Source organism: Candidatus Propionivibrio aalborgensis (assembly GCF_900089945.1).
Classification (GTDB): domain Bacteria; phylum Pseudomonadota; class Gammaproteobacteria; order Burkholderiales; family Rhodocyclaceae; genus Propionivibrio; species Propionivibrio aalborgensis.
In genome coordinates, this window is record NZ_FLQY01000343.1 from 17295 (window position 1) to 35954 (window position 18660).

The window sequence follows — 18660 nt, forward strand, 5'->3', positions numbered from 1 at the left end:
TCGATTTACAGGAGAATGAGTGTGACCCAAACCACCCGGCCGACTATCGGACGCGTCGCACTGGTGGGCGCCGGCCCTGGTGATCCCGAGCTAATCACGGTCAAGGGCGTCCGGCTGCTGCGTGAAGCTGACGTCGTGATCTACGATAATCTTGTCGGCGACGGTATTCTCGACCTTATTTCACCAACGGCCGAACGCATTTTCGTCGGCAAGATGGCCGGCAACCACACGCTAGCGCAGGATGATATCTGCCGGTTGCTGGTAGACAAGGCGCTCACCGGGAAATTTGTCGTTCGCCTGAAGGGCGGTGACCCCTTCGTTTTCGGTCGTGGTGGCGAAGAACTCGACGTACTGCTGGCTGCAGGAATTCACGTCGAGATCGTTCCCGGCGTCACCGCCGCGCTGGGGGCGGCGGCGAGTTTCGGCTTTCCGCTCACGCACCGCGATCATGCACAAAGCTGCGTATTCATCACGGGCCATCTCAAGGATGACAGTGTCGACCTGAACTGGCCTGCGCTGGCTCAGCCGAACCAGACGATTGTCATTTACATGGGCATCACTGGTCTGGAAATCATCTCGGCAAACCTGCAAGCTGCCGGGCTGCCAGGCAACACACCGGCGGCGCTGATCTACCGCGCCACCTGGCCGACACAGGGCATTTATCCGTGCCAGCTCGCCACTTTATCGGAAACGGCACGCGAGAATATGGTCAAGCCACCTGCGCTGATCGTCATCGGCAGCGTGATGCAGTTGCTGAAAAACGATCGTGTTGCGAGTTCCCGCCCAGCTGAAATTCAATAGGCTGTTGGCGTAGGCTGCGCACTTTCCGGCCAGCGATTTTCGAAGAGTATCTGCGTCAGATCCAGGCGCTTGCCCCAGCCCGTATCCTCAAACATCGGCCTGGGGTAGAAAGCCGGGACGTGACCGATGCACAGGATGCCAAGCGGATGCGCACCCTCGGGCAGGCCGAGCAGTTCGCCGAGCGCCTGTGGTTCAAAGAACGATACCCAACCGAGCCCGACACCTTCGGCGCGTGCTGCCAGCCACATGTTCTGGATGGCGCAGCCGACCGAGGCGACATCCATTTCGGGCAAAGTGCGGCGGCCGATGATGTGCTTCTCGCGTTCCGCCATCAGGGTGACGACGAGTAGCTCGGCACAATCTCGTATGCCTTCTATCTTCACCTTGAGGAATTCGTCGTTGCGCGAGGGCAGTGCCGCTGCAGTTTTTTGACGCTCGGCGTCGACCTGTGCGTGCATCGATTCGCGCAATGCCGGATCGCAGACGCGGATGAAACGCCACGGTTGCATGAAGCCGACGGAAGGGGCGAGGTGCGCGGCCAGAACCAGACGCTCGATCAGGCCATCGGGCAGCGGCTTGGCGAGCGTTGGCGGCAGAAAGTGACGCATGTCGCGGCGTTCGCGCATGGTGCGCCAAAGTGCTTCGATTTCAGCGTCACTGTAACGGTGGTCTTGATCGGGCATGTGTCGTCTCGGTTAAGCGAGAAAAAGCCTGGCGGCGGCTTCGGGGTTGGATGGGAAGTATAAATGAATATAGCTCGCCGTCATTCGTTTAAGGCGATAGACGGATTCGCCCGGTCGGCCGTCAGGTCGCTTCGCCTGGGCCAATGCGGGCACCGTGGTTTGTGCTTTCGAGTAGTGGAAGGTGTGGCCGCGCAGGATGCCTTCAGGCAGTTCGATTTCCTGCAGGCCGAGCGCCGCGAAGCGCTTCTGCATCGTCACCTGACCCGGCAGCAGGCCGCCCACGGCGTGGCTGCTGCCTTCGATGTCGACCAGCGTATCGAATAGCGCCATCATGCCGCCGCACTCGGCGAGCAGCGGTTTGCCGCATTCCACATGAGCGGCTAGCGACGCCCACAGCCGGCGATTGTCGGCGAGCGTTTCTGCATGCAATTCGGGGTAGCCACCGGGTAGCCACACGGCATCGCACTCGGGTAGCGTTTCGTCTTTCAAGGGCGAAAAATAAGTCAGATTTGCGCCGAGCGCGACGAGGCAATCAAGATTGGCCGGGTAGAGAAAGCAGAAGGCCGCATCGCGTGCTATGGCAATGTTCTTGCCGGCGAGCAGTGGCGATATCGAGGGTGCGCTGGCAGGAGCAAAACTGATCGGCGGTGGCAGCGCCGCCGCAGCGGTCGTTGCCAGGAGGTCGGCCATGCGGTCGATGCGTCGTGCGAGATCTTCGATCTCGGCCGCCGGGAGCAGGCCGAGATGGCGCTCGGGTAGCGCAGCGTCGGCATCGCGCGGCAGGTGTCCATACCAGGCGATGTCGCGCGGCAGGCTTTTCTCAAGCAACTCGGCGTGGTAGGCGCTGCCGACCCGGTTGGCAAATGCCGCGTTGAGTTGCGTTCCCGAGCGATAGTGCTTGAGCCCGTAAGCGATGGCACCGAAGCTGGTGGCCATTGCCGAACCGTCAATCACCGCGAGGATGGGAATGCCCAGACGCGTCGCGAGCTCGGCGGCGGATGGATTACCGTCGTAGAGCCCCATGACGCCTTCAACGAGAATCAGGTCGGCGTCCGCAGCGGCCTGGCCCAGTCGCCACGCCGCATCGGCTTCACCGCACATCCACAGGTCGACGTTGTAACACGGCGCAGCACTGGCGATCGCGTGAATCTGTGGGTCAAGAAAATCCGGCCCGCATTTGAAAACGCGTACTTTGTGGCCCTGCCGCGTATGCAAGCGGGCGAGTGCGGCCACGACGGTGGTTTTCCCTTGCCCGGATGCCGGGCCGGCGACGAAAAGGGCGGGGCAGGAAAGCATTACCATTCAAGCCCCGGCATGGCTTTGACGCCGGCTTTGAAGGCGTGTTTGATGAGTGTCATATCGGTCACGGTATCGGCGGCTGCGATCAGCGCTTCCGGCGCGCCGCGCCCGGTGATGATCACGTGTTGCATTGGCGGCCGGCCGGCCAGTGCGGCAAGTACCGGCGCGACATCCAGCCAGCCGTACTTGAACGCGTAGGTGAATTCGTCGAGCACGACGAGGCCGATTCCGGGATCAGCGAGGTAGTTGCGGGCAAGCTCCCACGCAGCGCGCGCCGCTGCGGCATCGCGTGAGCTGTCCTGCGTTTCCCAGGTGAATCCTTCACCCGAAACATGCCAGCTCACACTGCCCGGCATCCATTCAGCAACACGCCGGTAGAAGTCTTCTTCACCGGTGTCGGAACGTCCTTTGACAAACTGGATGACGGCGACTTTCATGCCGTGGCCAATGGCACGTGCGACCACGCCAAAGGCAGAAGAGGACTTGCCCTTGCCGTTTCCGGTGTTGATGACAAGCACGCCGCGCTCTACCTGCGCGGCGGCAATCTTCTCGTCGACCACCGCTTTTTTGCGCTGCATGCGGGTGTTGTGGCGGTCTTCCCGGCCTTGCTCTTCGCTCATGAGTTTTCGTCCTTGAGTGGTGCTAGTGGGGTATGAAGCTGATCCGGCCATTGCGTTCGATGGCCTGCAGCGGGTATTGATAGAGCGCGGATAGCCGTTCGGCGGTCAGCATCTCGTGCGCGCTGCCGCATTCCGTGCGGCCGTCACCGTGGATGAGGAGCGCGCGGTCGCAGAAGCGCCAGGCCAGCGCGGGCTCGTGCAGAACCATGGCCACACCGGCGCCACAATCGCGGGCTGCGCCGGCAAAGAGTTCCAGCATGGCAATCTGGTGCTTGAGGTCGAGGTGGGCTATTGGCTCGTCGAGCAGAAAAAGTTGCGGTGCCTGCGTGAGCAGGGTGGCAATCGCCAGCCGCTGGCGTTCGCCACCCGAAAGGGTCAGCACGTCGCGCTGTTCAAATTCGGCCAGATCGACTGCCGCCAGCGCCTTGCGCACGATAATGGCATCCTTGGCGGATTCCCAGTCCCAGCGCGCCAGGTGCGGATGCCGGCCGACCAGCGCGGTTTCCAGCACGGTAGAAGCGAAGGCGTCACCGCGCACTTGCGGCAGCCAGCCGCGAATGAGCGCGCTCTTGCGTGGGCCATGCGTCGCGTATCCGGAACCGTTGAGCCGTACTTCGCCGGCCTGGGGCGGGCGCAATCCGGCAAGAACGGAGAGTAAGGTCGATTTGCCGGCGCCGTTGCGTCCGAGGACAGCAAGACGCTCGCCTGGACGCAAGGTCAATTCGAGATCACGACAAACGGAAATGCCTCCGATGCTGACGGTGAGTTTGCGTGCCTCGAGAAGCGGGGTGGCGATGGTCGTCATCAATGCCTCGCCTTCGCATCGCGCGTGAGCAGGAAGAGAAAGACCGGTACGCCGATCAGGGCGGTAAGCACGCCGACCGGCAGTTGCTGCGGCGCGACGACGGTACGCGCCAGCGTATCGGCAATGACCAGCAGGCTACCGCCAGCGAGCGCCGAGGCTGGTAGCAGCAGGCGTTGATCGTTGCCGGTGGCGAGACGCACCAGATGTGGAACGATCAGGCCGACGAAACCGATTGAACCGGCGTGCGTGACGGCAGCGGCGGTGGCCAGCGAGGCCACGACAAACACCCCGCGGCGCAAGCGAACAACGGCCACACCGAGTGTTTGCGCCGTATCCGCGCCCCGCGCCAGCAGGTTCAGTTCGCGCGCGAAGGGCAGCGAGACGAGCAACGCCGCAGCCAGAATGACGAGAGCAAGTTGCGGATCATTGGTCTGCGAGAGATCGCCCATTACCCAGAACAGCATCCCGCGTAGCTTGTGCTCGGGGGCGATGGAGAGCATCAGCGCGACGACTGCGCCACAGCCGGCGGCGACGATGACGCCGGTGAGCAGCAGACGGGTCTGTGTCCAGCTCCCGTCACCATGGGCCAGACCGAAAACGACAACCATGGCGCCAAGCGCGCCGAGAAAGGCAAAACCGTTGATGCCGGCGGCAGAAAGGCCGAGCAGGATGGCCAGCATCGCGCCAACGCCGGCGCCACCCGAAATTCCGAGTATGTAAGGGTCGGCAAGCGGATTGCGCAACAGGATCTGGAGCAATGCGCCAGCCAGCGCCAGCAGTCCGCCGCATGCAAAGCCGGCCAGTGCGCGCGGCAGACGAAGGCTGCGCACGACGTCGCCGGCGATGCCGCCGCCCGCGTTAAACAGACTTGTCCACACGTCGCCCGGGCTGACGCGGATGCTTCCCACCATCAACGCCAGCGCAATACTCAATAGCGCCAGCCCGGAGAGAGCGACGAGGATGAGCAAAGCGCGTTGGCGGCTGGGCATCGTCAAAATTACCGGGGTTGATATCGAATTCCGGCCAACACGTTGGCACCGGGCGTCTGGTAGTACTGTACCTGTTCGTAGTATTTATCGAACACGTTGTTGGCTCGAATGAACAACGAAAAATCCTTGTCGAGACGATAAGCACCGAAAAGATTAAATAGCGTGTATCCGCCAAGCCGTTGCGTATTCTCTGCATCACTGTAACGCTGGCCCGTAGCGACAATCTCTCCGCCAACGTTCCAGTGTCCGCCGCTATAGTCCAATCCCACCGTTCCGAATTGTTTGGCACGGCGCGCCAGCTGATTGCCTGTGGATTCGTCTTTGGGATTAAGAAAGTCGGCGCTGCCATGCAGCTTCCAGGCTCCAAAGTATCCCGCATATACTAGCGTTACACCATTGATGCGCGCTTCGCTGACATTATGCGGAACGTAGAAATACGACCCAACCGGCGTCTCGGTCCACTGAATCAGATCCTTTATCCGGTTGTCGTAGTAGGTAGCCGAAGCTTTCTGGCTTGCGGTTTCCCAGTGCATGGCGATTTCAGCGCTCTTGGCCGTCTCGGGTTTCAGATTTGGGTTGCCCTGACCCACAAAGGGCGTATACGGGAAATACAGGGCATTGATCGACGGCGCCTTGTAAGCGGTACCCGCTGAGGCACTTGCTCGCAGCGTATCGGTGAACTGGTAACCATAGGCCAAGGTCCCGGTATTCTTTGCATCCGCGTTGGAAATGTCATCACGGCGCACGTTCATCTGCCAACGATTTGCGCCGACCGATGCCGTCCAACCGAGTAGCGCGGAATTAATCGTCCGCTTGGTCGTGGTGTAGGTTTGCGAGGCATCGACTTTCTGAGTAAGTTGCTCAATACCTGCCAGCAACTTACCGAGCGGCAAGGTGATGTCATTCATCCACTGGAACTGGTTTGATTCGGTGCGTGCCGAGCTTGCAGTCACGCCATCGGTGAGATACTCGGCATCGTCCACGCCCTGACCGATACGCAACGTACTTTGCCAAGCAGGCAGAAAGCGGTCACGCAAGGTGATGCTCGTGCCGGAAACGTTCAGTTTGTTCTTGTAGTCTTTGGCAGCAGACGCCCCGAAACCGCCATCGTAACGATTGGTGCCATCACTCGCAAACGCGTTGATTCCGATTTCATGATCTGCGTTGAAGCTGTACCCGAGATTCGCTGTATAGCTTTCGTTCTTGAAACCGTCGAGATCCTTGTTGTACGCAAAACTTCGCGAATCGTGGACATTCGAGAAGCCATCGGTCCTGTCCTGCGCATATTGAAAGCTGTAACGGAACCCTTCGTGGCTGCCGCTGACGCCCGCTACAGCCCGCGTGGTGTCGTAGGTGCCGTAGGCAAGTTCGCCATTGAATTGTGCCGGGCCACCGCCTTGCCGGGTAAAAATCTGTATGACTCCACCAATCGCGTCCGCGCCGTAAAGCGATGATGCTGGACCACGCAAAATCTCGATATGGTCAATTTGCGAGAGCGGAATGCGCGACAATGATGTGGTACCCAAGGTGGCTGAATTGAGTCGGATGCCATCAACCAGGATCACCGCCTGATCTGAATTTGTGCCGCGAATAAAGAGGCTTTGGGTACTGCCGGGGCCGCCATCACTGGAGAAGCTGATACCCGGTTGGCGACCGAGCAACTCGGCCAAGGTCGACTGTGCTGCTTGCTCGATTTCTTCCCGGCGGATGACGCTGACGTCACTAATCAACTCGTTTTCCCGTGTGGGAATCCGTGTTGCGGTGACCACTATGGGGTCGCTTACCTGGGAAGCATCCTGGCCTGTGGCGATTGCCGGTATAGCAGAAAGTAGTGCGATAGAAACTGTTGTGAAAGCGCGACGTGGATACATTTCGGATTTCTCCCGATGGCCGATTGACGTCCCCGCAAACCGGCGAGCAATAAATCGGAACTGCGCGATGGAGAAGTCTTCGAGATGGGCGCGTGCTTCTGCAAACTGCGCTGAGCATGTCGTGTCCGCCTCCCCGCGGCACTTCCGTCTGTTTGCGCGAAGGCCGGTATCCGGGCTCACGAGTCTTGATGTGTCGCCTTCCCAGGCGCTTGCCCAGTGGCCTATCGACACAACCTCACTCGCTTACCGTTGCGGGGGCAGCACAGGCATGATGTCTTGCAGACACGCACCTGTTTCCCGTTTAACCGCTGCAGAGAATTTGGAAAACCCTGCGTTGCGGCACCTTGCACGCTATATTTCGCCCTATGCCAGCAACGAAGGGCGCGATTATAGCGCAAAGCCCGATTGAGTTGCTCAACGAGTTGAGCCGTGTGAAATAAATCACATTTAAAACCAAGGCTTAATCCTTGACTTCGCTTGGTTTTTAAAACTATAGTCCATTGCATGATTGACGAACTGAATATGCTCGAAAGCAAAGTTGTCCAGACTGTGTCGCTTTGCCAAGAGTTGCGTGCGGAAAACGACCTACTTCGGCAGCAACTTGCCGCCACTGAGGAGGTCAGGAAGGGCTTGTCCGAACGCATGGAGTCGGCCCGCAGCCGGCTTGAACAACTTGCCCGGCAATTGCCGGAAGCCAAAGCCACAGTTTGAACGAACCCATGCCCAACGACGCCAACTATCTCGACGTTACCCTGCTCGGCAAGGAATACCGTGTGGCCTGCCCGCCGGAAGAGCACGATGCCCTGCTTGATGCCGTGGCCTATGTTGATGAAAAGATGCACGATATTGCTGAAAAAACGAAGAGTACAATTTCCGAGCGCATCGCCGTCATGGCGGCACTGAACATCGCTCACGAATACCTTTCTCAGCCGCAATCACCGACCGAAACGCCTCCGCCTGACGATTCGGAAACAGGACTGGACATTACCGTCGTAAAGCGTAGAATTTCCAGCATGGGGGCAAAACTTGAAGCGGTGCTCGCACCGCAGGAAAAGTTGCTCTGAGCCTCCGACAGTTGTTCCCTGCGGTGTTTGCCAAGGCCATACATTCTTTGAACCAATGCTAATTGGCGTCGGTTGCAGACCATAGAAGCTGCTGTTGTGCGCGCCTTACTCGATGGGTGTGCCTGATGCGGAAGGAATGCGACCAATCTGAACTCCGGTTCAGGATGCCGGCCTAGCGGCACTCGCGGGGACATAATTCAACAGCGCGCGAATTAATTTCGCGCGCTGTTTTTTTGTCCAGTCGCGAAGAACTTGATTGATGGAGGCATTTCTCGTATCAACCGGCATTGTTGCCTTGGCAGAAATTGGCGACAAGACCCAACTGCTGGCCTTCATCCTCGCTGCAAGATTCCGCAAGCCGGTCCCAATCATTCTGGGCATCCTGGTCGCGACGCTGACCAACCATTTCTTGGCTGGTATGCTGGGTTCCTGGATTACCATACTGCTCGGGCCCGAGACGCTGCGCTGGGTGCTTGGCGTTTCCTTCATCGCCATGGCGCTGTGGACGCTTGTTCCCGACGAATTTGAGGAAAAGGACGCCAATCTCGCGCGATTTGGCGTTTTCGGTACCACGTTGATTGCCTTTTTCTTCGCCGAGATGGGTGACAAGACCCAAGTCGCGACAGTCGCGCTGGCCGCACAGTATCGAACTGTCATTGAGGTGGTGGCCGGCACAACCTTCGGCATGATGCTGTCCAATGTGCCGGCCGTCCTGCTGGGTGACCGCGTAGCAGCCAGAATGCCGGCACGTGCCGTGCATGGCGTCGCTGCGGCCATCTTTGCCGTGCTAGGCATTGCCACCTTGCTTGGTGCAGGTGAGCGTATCGGTTTCTGAGGAGGAGCACAGGCGCAGGAACTTGTCATGCTGCTTTCGTGCCCAAATAAAACCTTCTTCAGCAACCGGAATCCGTGATGCTTCATTTCGATAACCGACTGGTCCGCGAATTGCCGGGCGAGAGTGACACACGCAATCATTCGCGCCAGGTGCACGGTGCGATCTGGTCGCCAGTCATGCCAACGCGGGTTACAGCGCCGGAATTGCTGGCCTACTCTCGCGAAATGGCGCAACTTCTCGGCCTTGATGCGAGTGATCTCACTTCACCGCAGTGGGTGAACGCCCTGGCCGGCAACGCCCTGCTACCGGGGATGACGGCCTACGCCACGTGCTACGGGGGCCACCAGTTCGGCAACTGGGCGCGGCAACTGGGCGACGGCCGTGCAATTTTTCTCGGAGAAGTCGTCAATGGCGCCGTGCAGCGATTCGAGCTGCAGCTCAAGGGTGCCGGTCCGACACCCTATTCGCGCCGCGCTGACGGCCGTGCCGTGTTGCGATCGTCGATCCGGGAATTTCTGTGCAGCGAAGCCATGCATCATCTCGGCGTCCCGACGACCCGAGCGCTCTCGCTGGTAACGACGGGAGAAGCGGTGGTGCGTGACATGTTCTATGACGGCAACCCGACCGAAGAGCCGGGCGCGGTGGTGTGCCGCGTTGCGCCATCATTTATCCGCTTCGGGCATTTCGAGCTGCCTGCTTCACGCGGCGACGAAGCGTTGCTGCGCCGGTTGGTGGAGTTCACGATCGCGCGCGATTTCCCTGATTTTTCTGCCGACCCGGACGACGGCCTGATACGTTGGTTTGCCGAAATATGCGAGCGCACCGCGCGCCTCATGGTGCACTGGATGCGGGTTGGCTTTGTTCATGGAGTGATGAATACCGACAACATGTCGATTCTTGGGCTGACCATCGATTATGGTCCTTACGGTTGGGTTGATGATTTCGACCCCTCATGGACGCCGAACACGACGGATGCCTCTGGTCGTCGTTATTGTTTTGGCCGGCAACCTGAGATTGCCCGCTGGAACCTCGAACGGCTTGCCGAGGCATTGGCCGTTATTGAGCCAGACCATGACGGACTGGGGCTCGGGCTGACGCGCTACGACGATATCTACAACAAGGAATTCCAGCTGGCCTTCGCCGCCAAGTTCGGTTTCACGGCGTGGCGCGATGAGGATGCGGCCTTGGTTGAAGAATGTTTTGGCCTGATGCATCGGGCCGAGGTCGATATGACGATCTTTTTCCGCGGCCTGGCGCGAATCGATATTCAAGCCCCGGCGCTGGGAACCCTTCATGAAGCCTTTTACCGCGAAGAGCTGTTTGCAGCTCATGCGGCCGAATTCACCGCTTGGCTAGTGCGCTGGGCTTCCCGTGTGCGCTCGGACGATGATCGCGAAGAATCTCGGATAGCGCTCATGAACGCTGTCAATCCACGCTATGTACTGCGCAACTGTCTGGCGCAGCAAGCGATTGACGGCGCCGAAAACGGTGATCCGGGAATGATTCATCAGTTGCTCGATGTCTTGCGCAATCCATACGATGAACGGCCTGGGTGTGAAGCATTTGCCGCCAGGCGTCCTGACTGGGCTCGCCACAAAGCGGGTTGCTCAATGCTCTCATGCAGTTCGTAAACTCGCGGGAAGTTGCGCGTAGAATGGCGCTTTGCGCGATAAGGAGTGGTCATGCCCTATACGTCCGATCTGGTTCATGAACTCAATACCCTGATCCGTTTTGATCTTGAGACCGGCCTGCAGGGTATCAAGGTGCACAAGACGGCCGACAAGCAGGTGATTGCTGCGGTTCGACGCCTGCACGCCAAGGGGTTGGTCACACAGGCTGACGGCGGATACCTGACCAGCCTCGGGCGGGAAGCGGCAGAGTTCGCGCAGACAGTACTCGGCATTCTTACGGCGGGTGTCGCCGCATCCATTTCTGCCCACGAGCCGATACCCGAAGGCTGAGGACTGATCTTTCAGCGCAAGCGTGAAAGTGTTGCCAGAAATTCATCGGCGCCCTGAAAGCCGATCACCCGAACCCCCATGTCTTCTTTTCCGCTGGCATCGAAAAAAATGATTCCGGGTGGGCCGAAAAGCTTGAAGCGCGCGAGAAGCGCCTTGTCCTCCTCAGTGTTGGCGGTCACATCGGCTTGCAACAGGGTCCAGCCGGCGAGTTTTTGTTGCACACGAATATCGGAAAAAGTGAAGCGTTCCAATTCCTTGCACGACACGCACCAGTCCGCGTAGAAGTCGAGCATGACGGGCTTGGCAGAGGATTGGATGCGGGCATCCAGTTCGGCGATTGAGTGGATGCGCTCAAACGGCAGACGACTGATTTCGCTGCTCTGGGCCCCGCCACGCAACCCGGAAAGCGGCTGCAATGGATCCTTGGCGCCGGCAAGTGCACCGACCAGCATCGCGGCACCGGTAATCAGCATGACCATACCGATGCCTTTCCAGAAACGTTGCCAGCCCTTCGCGTGCGCTGGCAACGGATCGAGCGCGTGCAGGTAGATCGCCGGAATGATCAGTAACAGCGCCCACGCCAGCATCTGAACCACGACCGGAATGACCGGTGAAACCGTCCATACGGCGGAGGCCAGCAGGATCACGCCGAACGCCTTTTTGACCGCCTCCATCCACGGCCCCGATTTGGGCAGCAACGTCCCCGCCGAGAGGCCGACGGCGAGCAGCGGAGTGCCCATGCCGAACGCCATGAAAAAGAGCGCCAAACCGCCTAGCAGCGCGTCGCCGGTCTGCCCGATATAAAGCAGGGCACCGGCCAGCGGAGCCGCGACGCAGGGGCCGACGATTATCGCCGACAGCACCCCCATGGCCGCCACGCCGGGGAGTGATCCGCCCTTGATATGTGACGCTTCTTCCGACACTTTGCTTTGCAGGAAAGTGGGGAACTGCAACTCATAAAAGCCGAACATAGAAAATGACAGTACGACGAAAATCAACGCGAAACCGCCGAGCACCCATGAGTTCTGCAGGGCCGTCGAAATCAGTGTACCGGTCAGGCCGGCGGCAATACCGGCCGCGGCATAGGTTATCGCCATTCCAGTAACATAAGCCAGCGAGAGCGCGAAGCCGCGAGCGTGCGACACACCATGTCCATCGCGTCCGGCACCGACAATGATGCTGGAAAGAATCGGAATCATCGGAAAGACGCAGGGCGTCAGTGAGAGCAGCAAGCCGAAGCCGAAGAAACTTAAAACGATCAGCCAGAAACCGGCGTTTTTCAGCAGTTGCGCGATTCGGCCGGATTCATCACCGCTCGGCGTATCAAGCGGCACTGCCGACGGGTCGGGCAGTTCAAGGCTCAGTGCCTGCTTTTGCGGCGGGTAGCAGACACCCGCATCGGCACAACCTTGCGACGTGATATTCAGGGTGAGCGGCAGTTTGCCGGAGCTGTTGCGCTCGACCGGAAGGCGAATCAATACTTCATCGTAGTAGACGACGACCTTGCCGAAAGTCTCGTCATTCTTCTCCTTGCCTTTCGGCAGAATGGGCGTGCCGAGCTGCACGCCGGGCGGTTCAGCGCTGAAGCGGAACTTGTCGCGGTAAAGGTAATACGCCGGGGCGATCTCGAAGCGCACTTCAATCGTCTGACCATCAAGCGCGCGTGCCGTGGGCTTGAATGCAGCCAGTGGATGCAGCAGGTCCTCTGCGTTGGCGAGACTGCAGAGCAGCAGAGAAATCATCAGGCAACGCAATAGCTGACGCATCATGGTGCGGACCAGTCGTCGCTCTGTGTTTCTGCCGCTACCCAAGCAAGATAGCCTGGCAGGCCAAGCAACACGGGTAAAGCGATGATCTCCGGGGTTTCATAGGGGTGTCGCGCGCGGATCGCTTCCTCGAGCGCCGGGTAACGTGCCTCGGTCGTTTTGATGAGCAGCGGCACTTCATCGGCCGTCTCGACCTCACCCTGCCAGCGATAGATCGAATGGCAAGGGGGGAGAATATTGACACAGGCAGCCAGCCGGTCTTCTACGAGCCGGGCAGCCAGAGTTTCGGCGGTCGCTCGATCAGGCAGGTTGGTCAGGACGAGGAGCGTATTCATGCCGGGGATTTTACTCTCAACCGGCGTAGCGACCCGAGCGCTACGCGTCGATAGCAGCCGACCAGCGCTCGATGTCGCCACCGCGCCCGAGATTCTCCACCAATCGCAGGGCAATCAGGGACTGCTCGCGCGCCTCAAAGAAGCGGAACGACAAAGCACGAGCGGGCAGCCCTATCGGCAAGACAACCAACGGCGTGCTTCCTTCCTCTCTGCCCGTCAAAAGGAAAGCCGGATGACGGGAAAGCTTGCCAGCAGGTTTTTCTCGCACCTCGGCGATCAGTGGAGAGGGTTCACCGTCAAACAAGCTGGCGGCGACGCACAGGCCACCATCAGCACGCGTATTCAGGCCGCTTATCGTTGCCAAGGTGAAATGTTCGTGCTGCGGCAACTTGACGCACAACAACCCTCCAAGGACCAGACGCGCTTCGCTGTTTCCGGCAGGACAGAACAGATTCAGCACGCCGGGCGCCTGTTGCGTGATCTGCCAGATCTCGGATTTACACTCGCCACTTTCCTCGGCATCGCGCACTGCACGGCCAAACAAGGCGACTTGCTCATGATGGCTGAGCTGAGTACCTAGCGAAGCGTGCTGGACAGATATTTTTAATCCTTTGCCGCCGAGCAATCGATTGATGTTTTCCAGCCCAGCGGCAACTGTTATCGGCGACGCCTCCAGGAGGGCCCCGATTGGCGTCTTTTGTGGATACCTGAGATGTTCGGAAAGTGTGGTCAGAAGTGCGACACAGGCTTCCGACGAAAGCCCGCTGCCGAGCTTGAGAACTTCCGGCGAATCGCCCTTGGCCAACAGTTCGAGCCGCTTGCGCATCTTCTGCAACACACCATCGAGCGAGAGCCAGCGTCCGACGCTGGCGCCTTGAGCGCTCTCATGAATTGGCCGGTCCTGCGACAGGTTGATTGCAATGCAGCAGGATTTCGGGTTCTGATTTGGCTCGGCGAGTACCGCCGCCAACTCACGCCAGCGCGCGAACCAACGGACTGCGGCCGCGAGTTGCCCGCGGGAAAGGGTAAAAGGACGGGCGAGATGCAGCGTCAGAACCATGCAGTACTGACCGCGAACTGTTGACTTGCTGGTTTCGCCAAGCAGGCGGTCTTCGACCAGATCACTGGTTTTTCCGAGTTGCTCTGCCGAAACCCAAACTGAATGCAGATTGCGCCAGAACTCGCCGTCAAGATCGGCACCGGCGAAATAGCAATTCATTTGTTCCATGCGCAAGCACGCCAGCACGCGGTGCGCCACCTGGGCACCATGCGATGCGATTGACCCATCTTTTTCAAGGCAGGCACGCAGACAATGCATATAACCCACCGCGCAGGAGCGCCAGAGCCGACGCGACATGTCCAACGCTGTCTGTTCGGCCGGCAAGAGCGGCAGCGGTTTGTTCTCGTAACGCCGCTGGCATTCCTGGCTGACGGCAAAGATCGTCTTGCGCAGTGCTTCCAGCGTCTTGAAGCGTTCGCGAGGTGCCGTAAAGGCACTGTTGAAAGCCTGAATCTGCGCGACCAGTCCGGCCAGCATGGCCGGCGCGTTTGCTTGCGGTTGCCCGGCAAGCCATGCAGTTGCGCCATTGGCGTCGACGAATGCGGCTTTGTTGTCAGCTTGACCAATCGGCACAGAAGACTCAGCCATCGTCGATTCACCTCAACAAAGGATGAAGCCGCCCGAGCGGGGCGGCCATTTACACTCGCAGATGGGAACTACTTCTTGGGATCTTCGCACAGCTCAAGCAATACGCCATGTGTCGATTTTGGATGCAGGAAGGCGATATTCAGGCCTTCGGCTCCTTTTCGTGGCGCCTTGTCAATCAATTGAACGCCTTTTCCTTCCAATTCGGTAAGGTTGTCCTGAATCCCGCTAACTGCGAACGCCACGTGCTGAATGCCTTCGCCCTTTTTCTCGATGAATTTTCCAATCGGGCCGTCCGGTTCGGTCGACTCCAGCAATTCAATTTTGGATTGCCCAATCTTGAAGAACGCGGTCCGGACCTTTTGTTCCTTGACCTCTTCGATGGAATAGCATTTCAGCCCAAGCTGCTTTTCCCAGAACGGGATCGCTTCGTCCAGACTTTTGACAGCGATACCGATATGTTCAATGTGCGATAAGTTCATTGTGCTTTCCTTTAGATGATGGTGGGACAGGGAGAGAATTATCCAATAAAAACCGGTTCTTGAGTGTCAGTATCCTCCCAGACACGCAAAAACCGGAAGCGCCTGAATCTATGTCGTTTGCGCCGAACGCCTTACGGTACCCGATGTTGCGACCACGCCTTCACGCGAAAAAGCCTCCAGATTGGTTTCAATGGCGTCGGGATCGTAGAGATAGTTGACCATCAACCCGTAGGATTGTTGCAAACCGTTGGTCGATATGTCAGCCAACGTGTTGATGCGTTCGATGCGCGCGCCGTTGCCAAGGTGGAAACGAGCCACCGGATCGTACGGACGCGTACCGGCCTTCGCGTGCAGGAGGTAACGAGCAGCCATCCGGACCAATCCTGGCTGCAAGGCGCGCGCCAATCGCGTGTTGGCGGCCCATGCATCATCCACCAGCAAGGCTTTGATGCCCACCGCACTGTCGATGACAGGCCCCTTGGGCCCAACATGGCGAGCGACACGCTGAACCATATCCTCTGTGAATGCCTGCTGCCAGACCCCGGGATTTTTTTCCACCCAGCGACGCAACGAAGGAATCGGTGAAAGCGTGGCAAAGGTTGCCAGACGCGAGAAGTCGCGCTTCAGATCGTCGACGACGCGCTTGAGCAGGAAATTGCCGAAAGATACGCCACGCAAACCTGACTGAGTGGTCGAGATGGAATAGAAGATGGCCGTCTTCGCACGCTGCGCATCGAACACCGGCGCACGCTCGTCAAGCAAGGCCTGTACGTTGTCGGCCAACTCATCGACCAGCGCCACTTCGACGAAAATCAGCGGCTCCATAGGCATGCGCGGATGGAAGAAGGCGTAACAACGTCTGTCGGAATCGAGGCGGTTCTTCAGATCGCTCCATGAGCGGATTTCATGCACCGCTTCATATTCGATCAACTTTTCGAGCAATATCGCCGGCGAGTTCCAGGAAATACGCTGAAGCTCTAGGAAACCTACATCGAACCAGGCGCCGAACTGGTATTCGAGTTCGCGGTCCAGCGAGCGCAGCGCGAGATCTGCATCAACGTAGCGCAACAAATCGGCGCGCATATCGACTAGAAACTTGACCCCTTGTGGCAGAGCGTTGAACTGGGTCAGGATGCGCAACGGGATGGAGCGCAATTCGCCCCGCAGTGCAGACTCCGCGGCCCACTGGCTGTCGGTACCGATCGCCGCCTGATATCGAGTGTGTGCCTTTTCTACCGATTTCGGGTCCGGGCCGAATTCCGTCGCGACGATATGCAAAAACGCCGCGCGCCCGGCATCATTCAGCGACAGATACGTGTCTGCAAGACGGGCCGCGCGCTGCCGGGCAGAAATTTCACCGCCCAGACCCACAGCGCATTCCTTGAGCTGTTCGCGTATCTGGGCCAACTGCCTTTCACTGAGCACGCCGGTGCTTGAGTGTTCGCTCAGCATTTTGCGAACCTTCTGAATACCTCGCGAAACAATTCCTTCTGTCATCCCTAAACCTCACGATCTTTAGCTGCCAGTTTCTCCGACGCCTCGCCGGAGTGACCGGACAAGCATAACGACTCCGATCAGAATCATTGGCAGCGACAGCCACTGCCCCATGCTGATGACCTCCGAGAGGCCAAAGATACCATCATCCGGCATACGGAAAAACTCGGCAACAAAGCGTAAGCTGCCGTAGCCAATGAGGAATACCCCGGAGACGGCCCCACGAGGCCGCACTCCGCGCGAAAAATACCAGAGAACGATGAACAGCAACACGCCTTCCAAACCAGCCTGATAAAGCTGCGACGGATGGCGCGGCAAATCGTCCACTTGTGGGAAAACCATCGCCCAGGGCAAAGCTGGATCGCTGATGCGCCCCCACAATTCACCATTGATGAAGTTTCCGATACGACCTGCGGCCAGACCCAATGGCACCAGCGGCGCAATGAAATCAGTGATGTCAAGCCAAGTGCGCTGAGTCCTGCGGGCAAACAAGCCCATAGCCACCAGCACGCCGAGGAAGCCGCCGTGAAAGGACATGCCGCCTTTCCAGACTGCCAGGATTTCCAACGGATGAGAAAGGTAATAGCCGGGCTCGTAAAAGATTACCTGCCCCAGGCGGCCACCAAGGATGACGCCGAGCACGCCGTAGAACAGAAGATCATCAAGCTGCGGTACCGTCCAGCCGGATTTTGACAATTGCGGGTGTGTTTGGATTCGCCGCTTGCCGAGCCACCAGAACTGGAAGAAAGCGGCCAGATACATCAAGCCGTACCAATGAATGGACAGGGGACCTAAAGACAGGGCGACGGGGTCAAACTGAGGATGGATCAACATGTCTGGAAATCAGTCGGGCAACGCAGCCTGAACGCAACTCGTGACGAACGATGATGAAGCTTTCGGATAGAATCCCGATTATAGCTTGCACCATTCAGCCAAATCCTGTTCTGGAGATTCCCCATGCCTGATTATCGTTCCCGCACGTCGACCCACGGCCGCAACATGGCCGGCGCTCGCGCCCTGTGGCGCGCGACCGGCATGAAGGACGGCGATTTCGGCAAACCGATCATCGCCGTGGTCAATTCATTCACCCAGTTTGTGCCGGGGCACGTACACCTTAAGGATTTGGGACAACTGGTGGCGCGTGAGATTGAAGCGGCCGGTGGTATTGCCAAGGAATTCAACACCATCGCCATCGACGACGGCATCGCCATGGGGCACGACGGCATGCTGTACTCGCTGCCTTCGCGCGATTTGATCGCCGACTCTGTCGAATACATGGTCAATGGGCATTGCGCCGACGCCATGGTCTGTATCTCGAACTGCGACAAGATCACTCCGGGCATGCTGATGGCGGCCATGCGAGTGAACATCCCGGCCATCTTCGTTTCAGGCGGCCCGATGGAGGCCGGCAAGGTCAAGCTGGGCGGCAAGACGATAAGCATCGATCTGGTCGACGCGATGGTCAAAGCGGTAGACAGCACGATTTCGGACGCCGATCTTGAGGAGATCGAACGCTCGGCGTGCCCGACCTGCGGTTCCTGCTCCGGCATGTTTACCGCCAACTCAATGAACTGCCTCACGGAAGCGCTCGGCTTGTCATTGCCGGGCAATGGAACGCTGGTGGCCACCCACGCCGATCGCAAGGGGCTTTTCGTCAAGGCCGGACACCAGATCGTCGAACTCTGCCGCCGCTACTACGAGCAGGACGATGCGTCCGTGCTGCCGCGATCAATCGGCTCCTTTGAAGCTTTCGAGAACGCCATGACGCTCGACGTCACGATGGGTGGCTCAACCAACACCGTTCTGCATCTGCTGGCAGCGGCACAGGAAGCCGGCATCGCTTTCACGATGCAGGACATTGACCGGATCTCGCGCAAGGTACCTTGCCTGTGCAAAGTGGCTCCAATGACAGACAAGTATCACATCGAGGATGTGCATCGCGCCGGTGGCATCTACGGCATCCTCGGCGAACTCAAACGGTCCGGGCTGCTGCACCTCGGTGTGCCGACT

19 protein-coding genes, 1 other RNA gene and 1 riboswitch are annotated in these 18660 nt (G+C 58.9%); of the genes, 8 read left to right on the forward strand and 12 right to left on the reverse strand.

Features of this window, described 5'->3' with window-relative positions; all coding sequences use genetic code 11:
* The first annotated feature begins 15 nt into the window (after window positions 1–15).
* Window positions 16–801 (forward strand): uroporphyrinogen-III C-methyltransferase, encoded by a 786-nt coding sequence (gene cobA, locus PROAA_RS14065; RefSeq protein WP_186411935.1) that lies wholly within the window; start codon window positions 16–18, stop codon window positions 799–801.
* Here cobA and bluB read toward each other — a convergent pair.
* Genes bluB through PROAA_RS14095 form a run of 6 tightly spaced genes read right to left on the reverse strand, consistent with a single transcriptional unit; the run spans window position 795 to window position 7068 of the window.
* Window positions 795–1484: a 5,6-dimethylbenzimidazole synthase gene (bluB, locus tag PROAA_RS14070; RefSeq protein WP_186411936.1), complete on the reverse strand. Its 690-nt coding sequence runs from the start codon at window positions 1482–1484 to the stop codon at window positions 795–797. The genes cobA and bluB overlap by 7 nt on opposite strands.
* 12 nt (window positions 1485–1496) lie before the next feature.
* Window positions 1497–2786: a cobyrinic acid a,c-diamide synthase CobB gene (locus PROAA_RS14075; protein WP_186411937.1), complete on the reverse strand. Its 1290-nt coding sequence runs from the start codon at window positions 2784–2786 to the stop codon at window positions 1497–1499.
* Window positions 2780–3403 (reverse strand): cob(I)yrinic acid a,c-diamide adenosyltransferase, encoded by a 624-nt coding sequence (cobO, locus tag PROAA_RS14080; RefSeq protein WP_186411938.1) that lies wholly within the window; start codon window positions 3401–3403, stop codon window positions 2780–2782. Before cobO ends, PROAA_RS14075 begins: the two co-directional genes overlap by 7 nt.
* Window positions 3404–3425: 22 nt before the next feature.
* On the reverse strand, window positions 3426–4208 hold the full coding sequence (locus PROAA_RS14085) for an ABC transporter ATP-binding protein (RefSeq protein ID WP_186411939.1): 783 nt from the start codon (window positions 4206–4208) through the stop codon (window positions 3426–3428).
* Entirely contained in the window at window positions 4208–5197 is a 990-nt protein-coding gene (locus tag PROAA_RS14090; protein ID WP_186411940.1) for a FecCD family ABC transporter permease, read from the reverse strand. Before PROAA_RS14090 ends, PROAA_RS14085 begins: the two co-directional genes overlap by 1 nt.
* A gap of 8 nt (window positions 5198–5205) precedes the next feature.
* Window positions 5206–7068: a TonB-dependent receptor domain-containing protein gene (locus PROAA_RS14095; RefSeq protein WP_186411941.1), complete on the reverse strand. Its 1863-nt coding sequence runs from the start codon at window positions 7066–7068 to the stop codon at window positions 5206–5208.
* A 145-nt stretch (window positions 7069–7213) separates the two neighbouring features.
* A riboswitch (cobalamin riboswitch) is annotated at window positions 7214–7430 on the reverse strand.
* A gap of 160 nt (window positions 7431–7590) precedes the next feature.
* Here PROAA_RS14095 and PROAA_RS14100 point away from each other — a divergent pair.
* The 6 genes from PROAA_RS14100 (at window position 7591) to PROAA_RS14120 (ending at window position 10928) form a co-directional block, all read left to right on the forward strand.
* Window positions 7591–7779, forward strand: coding sequence for a hypothetical protein (locus PROAA_RS14100; RefSeq protein WP_245664290.1), 189 nt, complete (start codon window positions 7591–7593; stop codon window positions 7777–7779).
* A gap of 8 nt (window positions 7780–7787) precedes the next feature.
* Window positions 7788–8132: a cell division protein ZapA gene (locus PROAA_RS14105; protein WP_186411943.1), complete on the forward strand. Its 345-nt coding sequence runs from the start codon at window positions 7788–7790 to the stop codon at window positions 8130–8132.
* 12 nt (window positions 8133–8144) lie between these two features.
* Window positions 8145–8327, forward strand: a non-coding RNA gene (gene ssrS / locus PROAA_RS19435) — 6S RNA.
* A gap of 64 nt (window positions 8328–8391) precedes the next feature.
* A complete protein-coding gene (locus PROAA_RS14110; RefSeq protein ID WP_186411944.1) occupies window positions 8392–8967 on the forward strand; it encodes a TMEM165/GDT1 family protein in 576 nt (191 codons plus the stop codon).
* A gap of 77 nt (window positions 8968–9044) precedes the next feature.
* Window positions 9045–10598 carry a protein adenylyltransferase SelO gene (locus PROAA_RS14115; RefSeq protein WP_186411945.1) on the forward strand — a complete coding sequence of 518 codons (1554 nt, stop codon included), beginning with the start codon at window positions 9045–9047 and terminating at the stop codon, window positions 10596–10598.
* Between the two features lie 51 nt (window positions 10599–10649).
* Window positions 10650–10928, forward strand: coding sequence for a TIGR02647 family protein (locus PROAA_RS14120; protein WP_186411946.1), 279 nt, complete (start codon window positions 10650–10652; stop codon window positions 10926–10928).
* Window positions 10929–10939: 11 nt separating this feature from the next.
* On the opposite strand, the gene dsbD is transcribed toward PROAA_RS14120, so the two are convergent.
* The 6 genes from dsbD to lgt form a co-directional block, all read right to left on the reverse strand.
* On the reverse strand, window positions 10940–12694 hold the full coding sequence (gene dsbD / locus PROAA_RS14125) for a protein-disulfide reductase DsbD (RefSeq protein ID WP_425394021.1): 1755 nt from the start codon (window positions 12692–12694) through the stop codon (window positions 10940–10942).
* Window positions 12694–13029: a divalent-cation tolerance protein CutA gene (gene cutA / locus PROAA_RS14130; protein ID WP_186411948.1), complete on the reverse strand. Its 336-nt coding sequence runs from the start codon at window positions 13027–13029 to the stop codon at window positions 12694–12696. Before cutA ends, dsbD begins: the two co-directional genes overlap by 1 nt.
* Before the next feature lie 40 nt (window positions 13030–13069).
* Window positions 13070–14677, reverse strand: a complete 1608-nt coding sequence (locus PROAA_RS14135; RefSeq protein ID WP_186411949.1) for a hypothetical protein — start codon at window positions 14675–14677, stop codon at window positions 13070–13072.
* 68 nt (window positions 14678–14745) lie between these two features.
* The gene (gene mce / locus PROAA_RS14140; RefSeq protein ID WP_186411950.1) at window positions 14746–15156 is read right to left on the reverse strand and encodes a methylmalonyl-CoA epimerase; all 411 of its coding nucleotides are present in this window, start codon (window positions 15154–15156) and stop codon (window positions 14746–14748) included.
* A 108-nt stretch (window positions 15157–15264) separates the two neighbouring features.
* Window positions 15265–16608 carry a malonyl-CoA decarboxylase gene (locus PROAA_RS14145; RefSeq protein ID WP_245664291.1) on the reverse strand — a complete coding sequence of 448 codons (1344 nt, stop codon included), beginning with the start codon at window positions 16606–16608 and terminating at the stop codon, window positions 15265–15267.
* A gap of 63 nt (window positions 16609–16671) precedes the next feature.
* On the reverse strand, window positions 16672–17484 hold the full coding sequence (gene lgt / locus PROAA_RS14150) for a prolipoprotein diacylglyceryl transferase (protein WP_186411952.1): 813 nt from the start codon (window positions 17482–17484) through the stop codon (window positions 16672–16674).
* 123 nt (window positions 17485–17607) lie between these two features.
* Between lgt and ilvD the strand changes: the two genes are divergently transcribed.
* Window positions 17608–18660 (forward strand): dihydroxy-acid dehydratase (gene ilvD, locus PROAA_RS14155; protein ID WP_186411953.1); only part of this gene is annotated, 1053 nt, incomplete at its 3' end.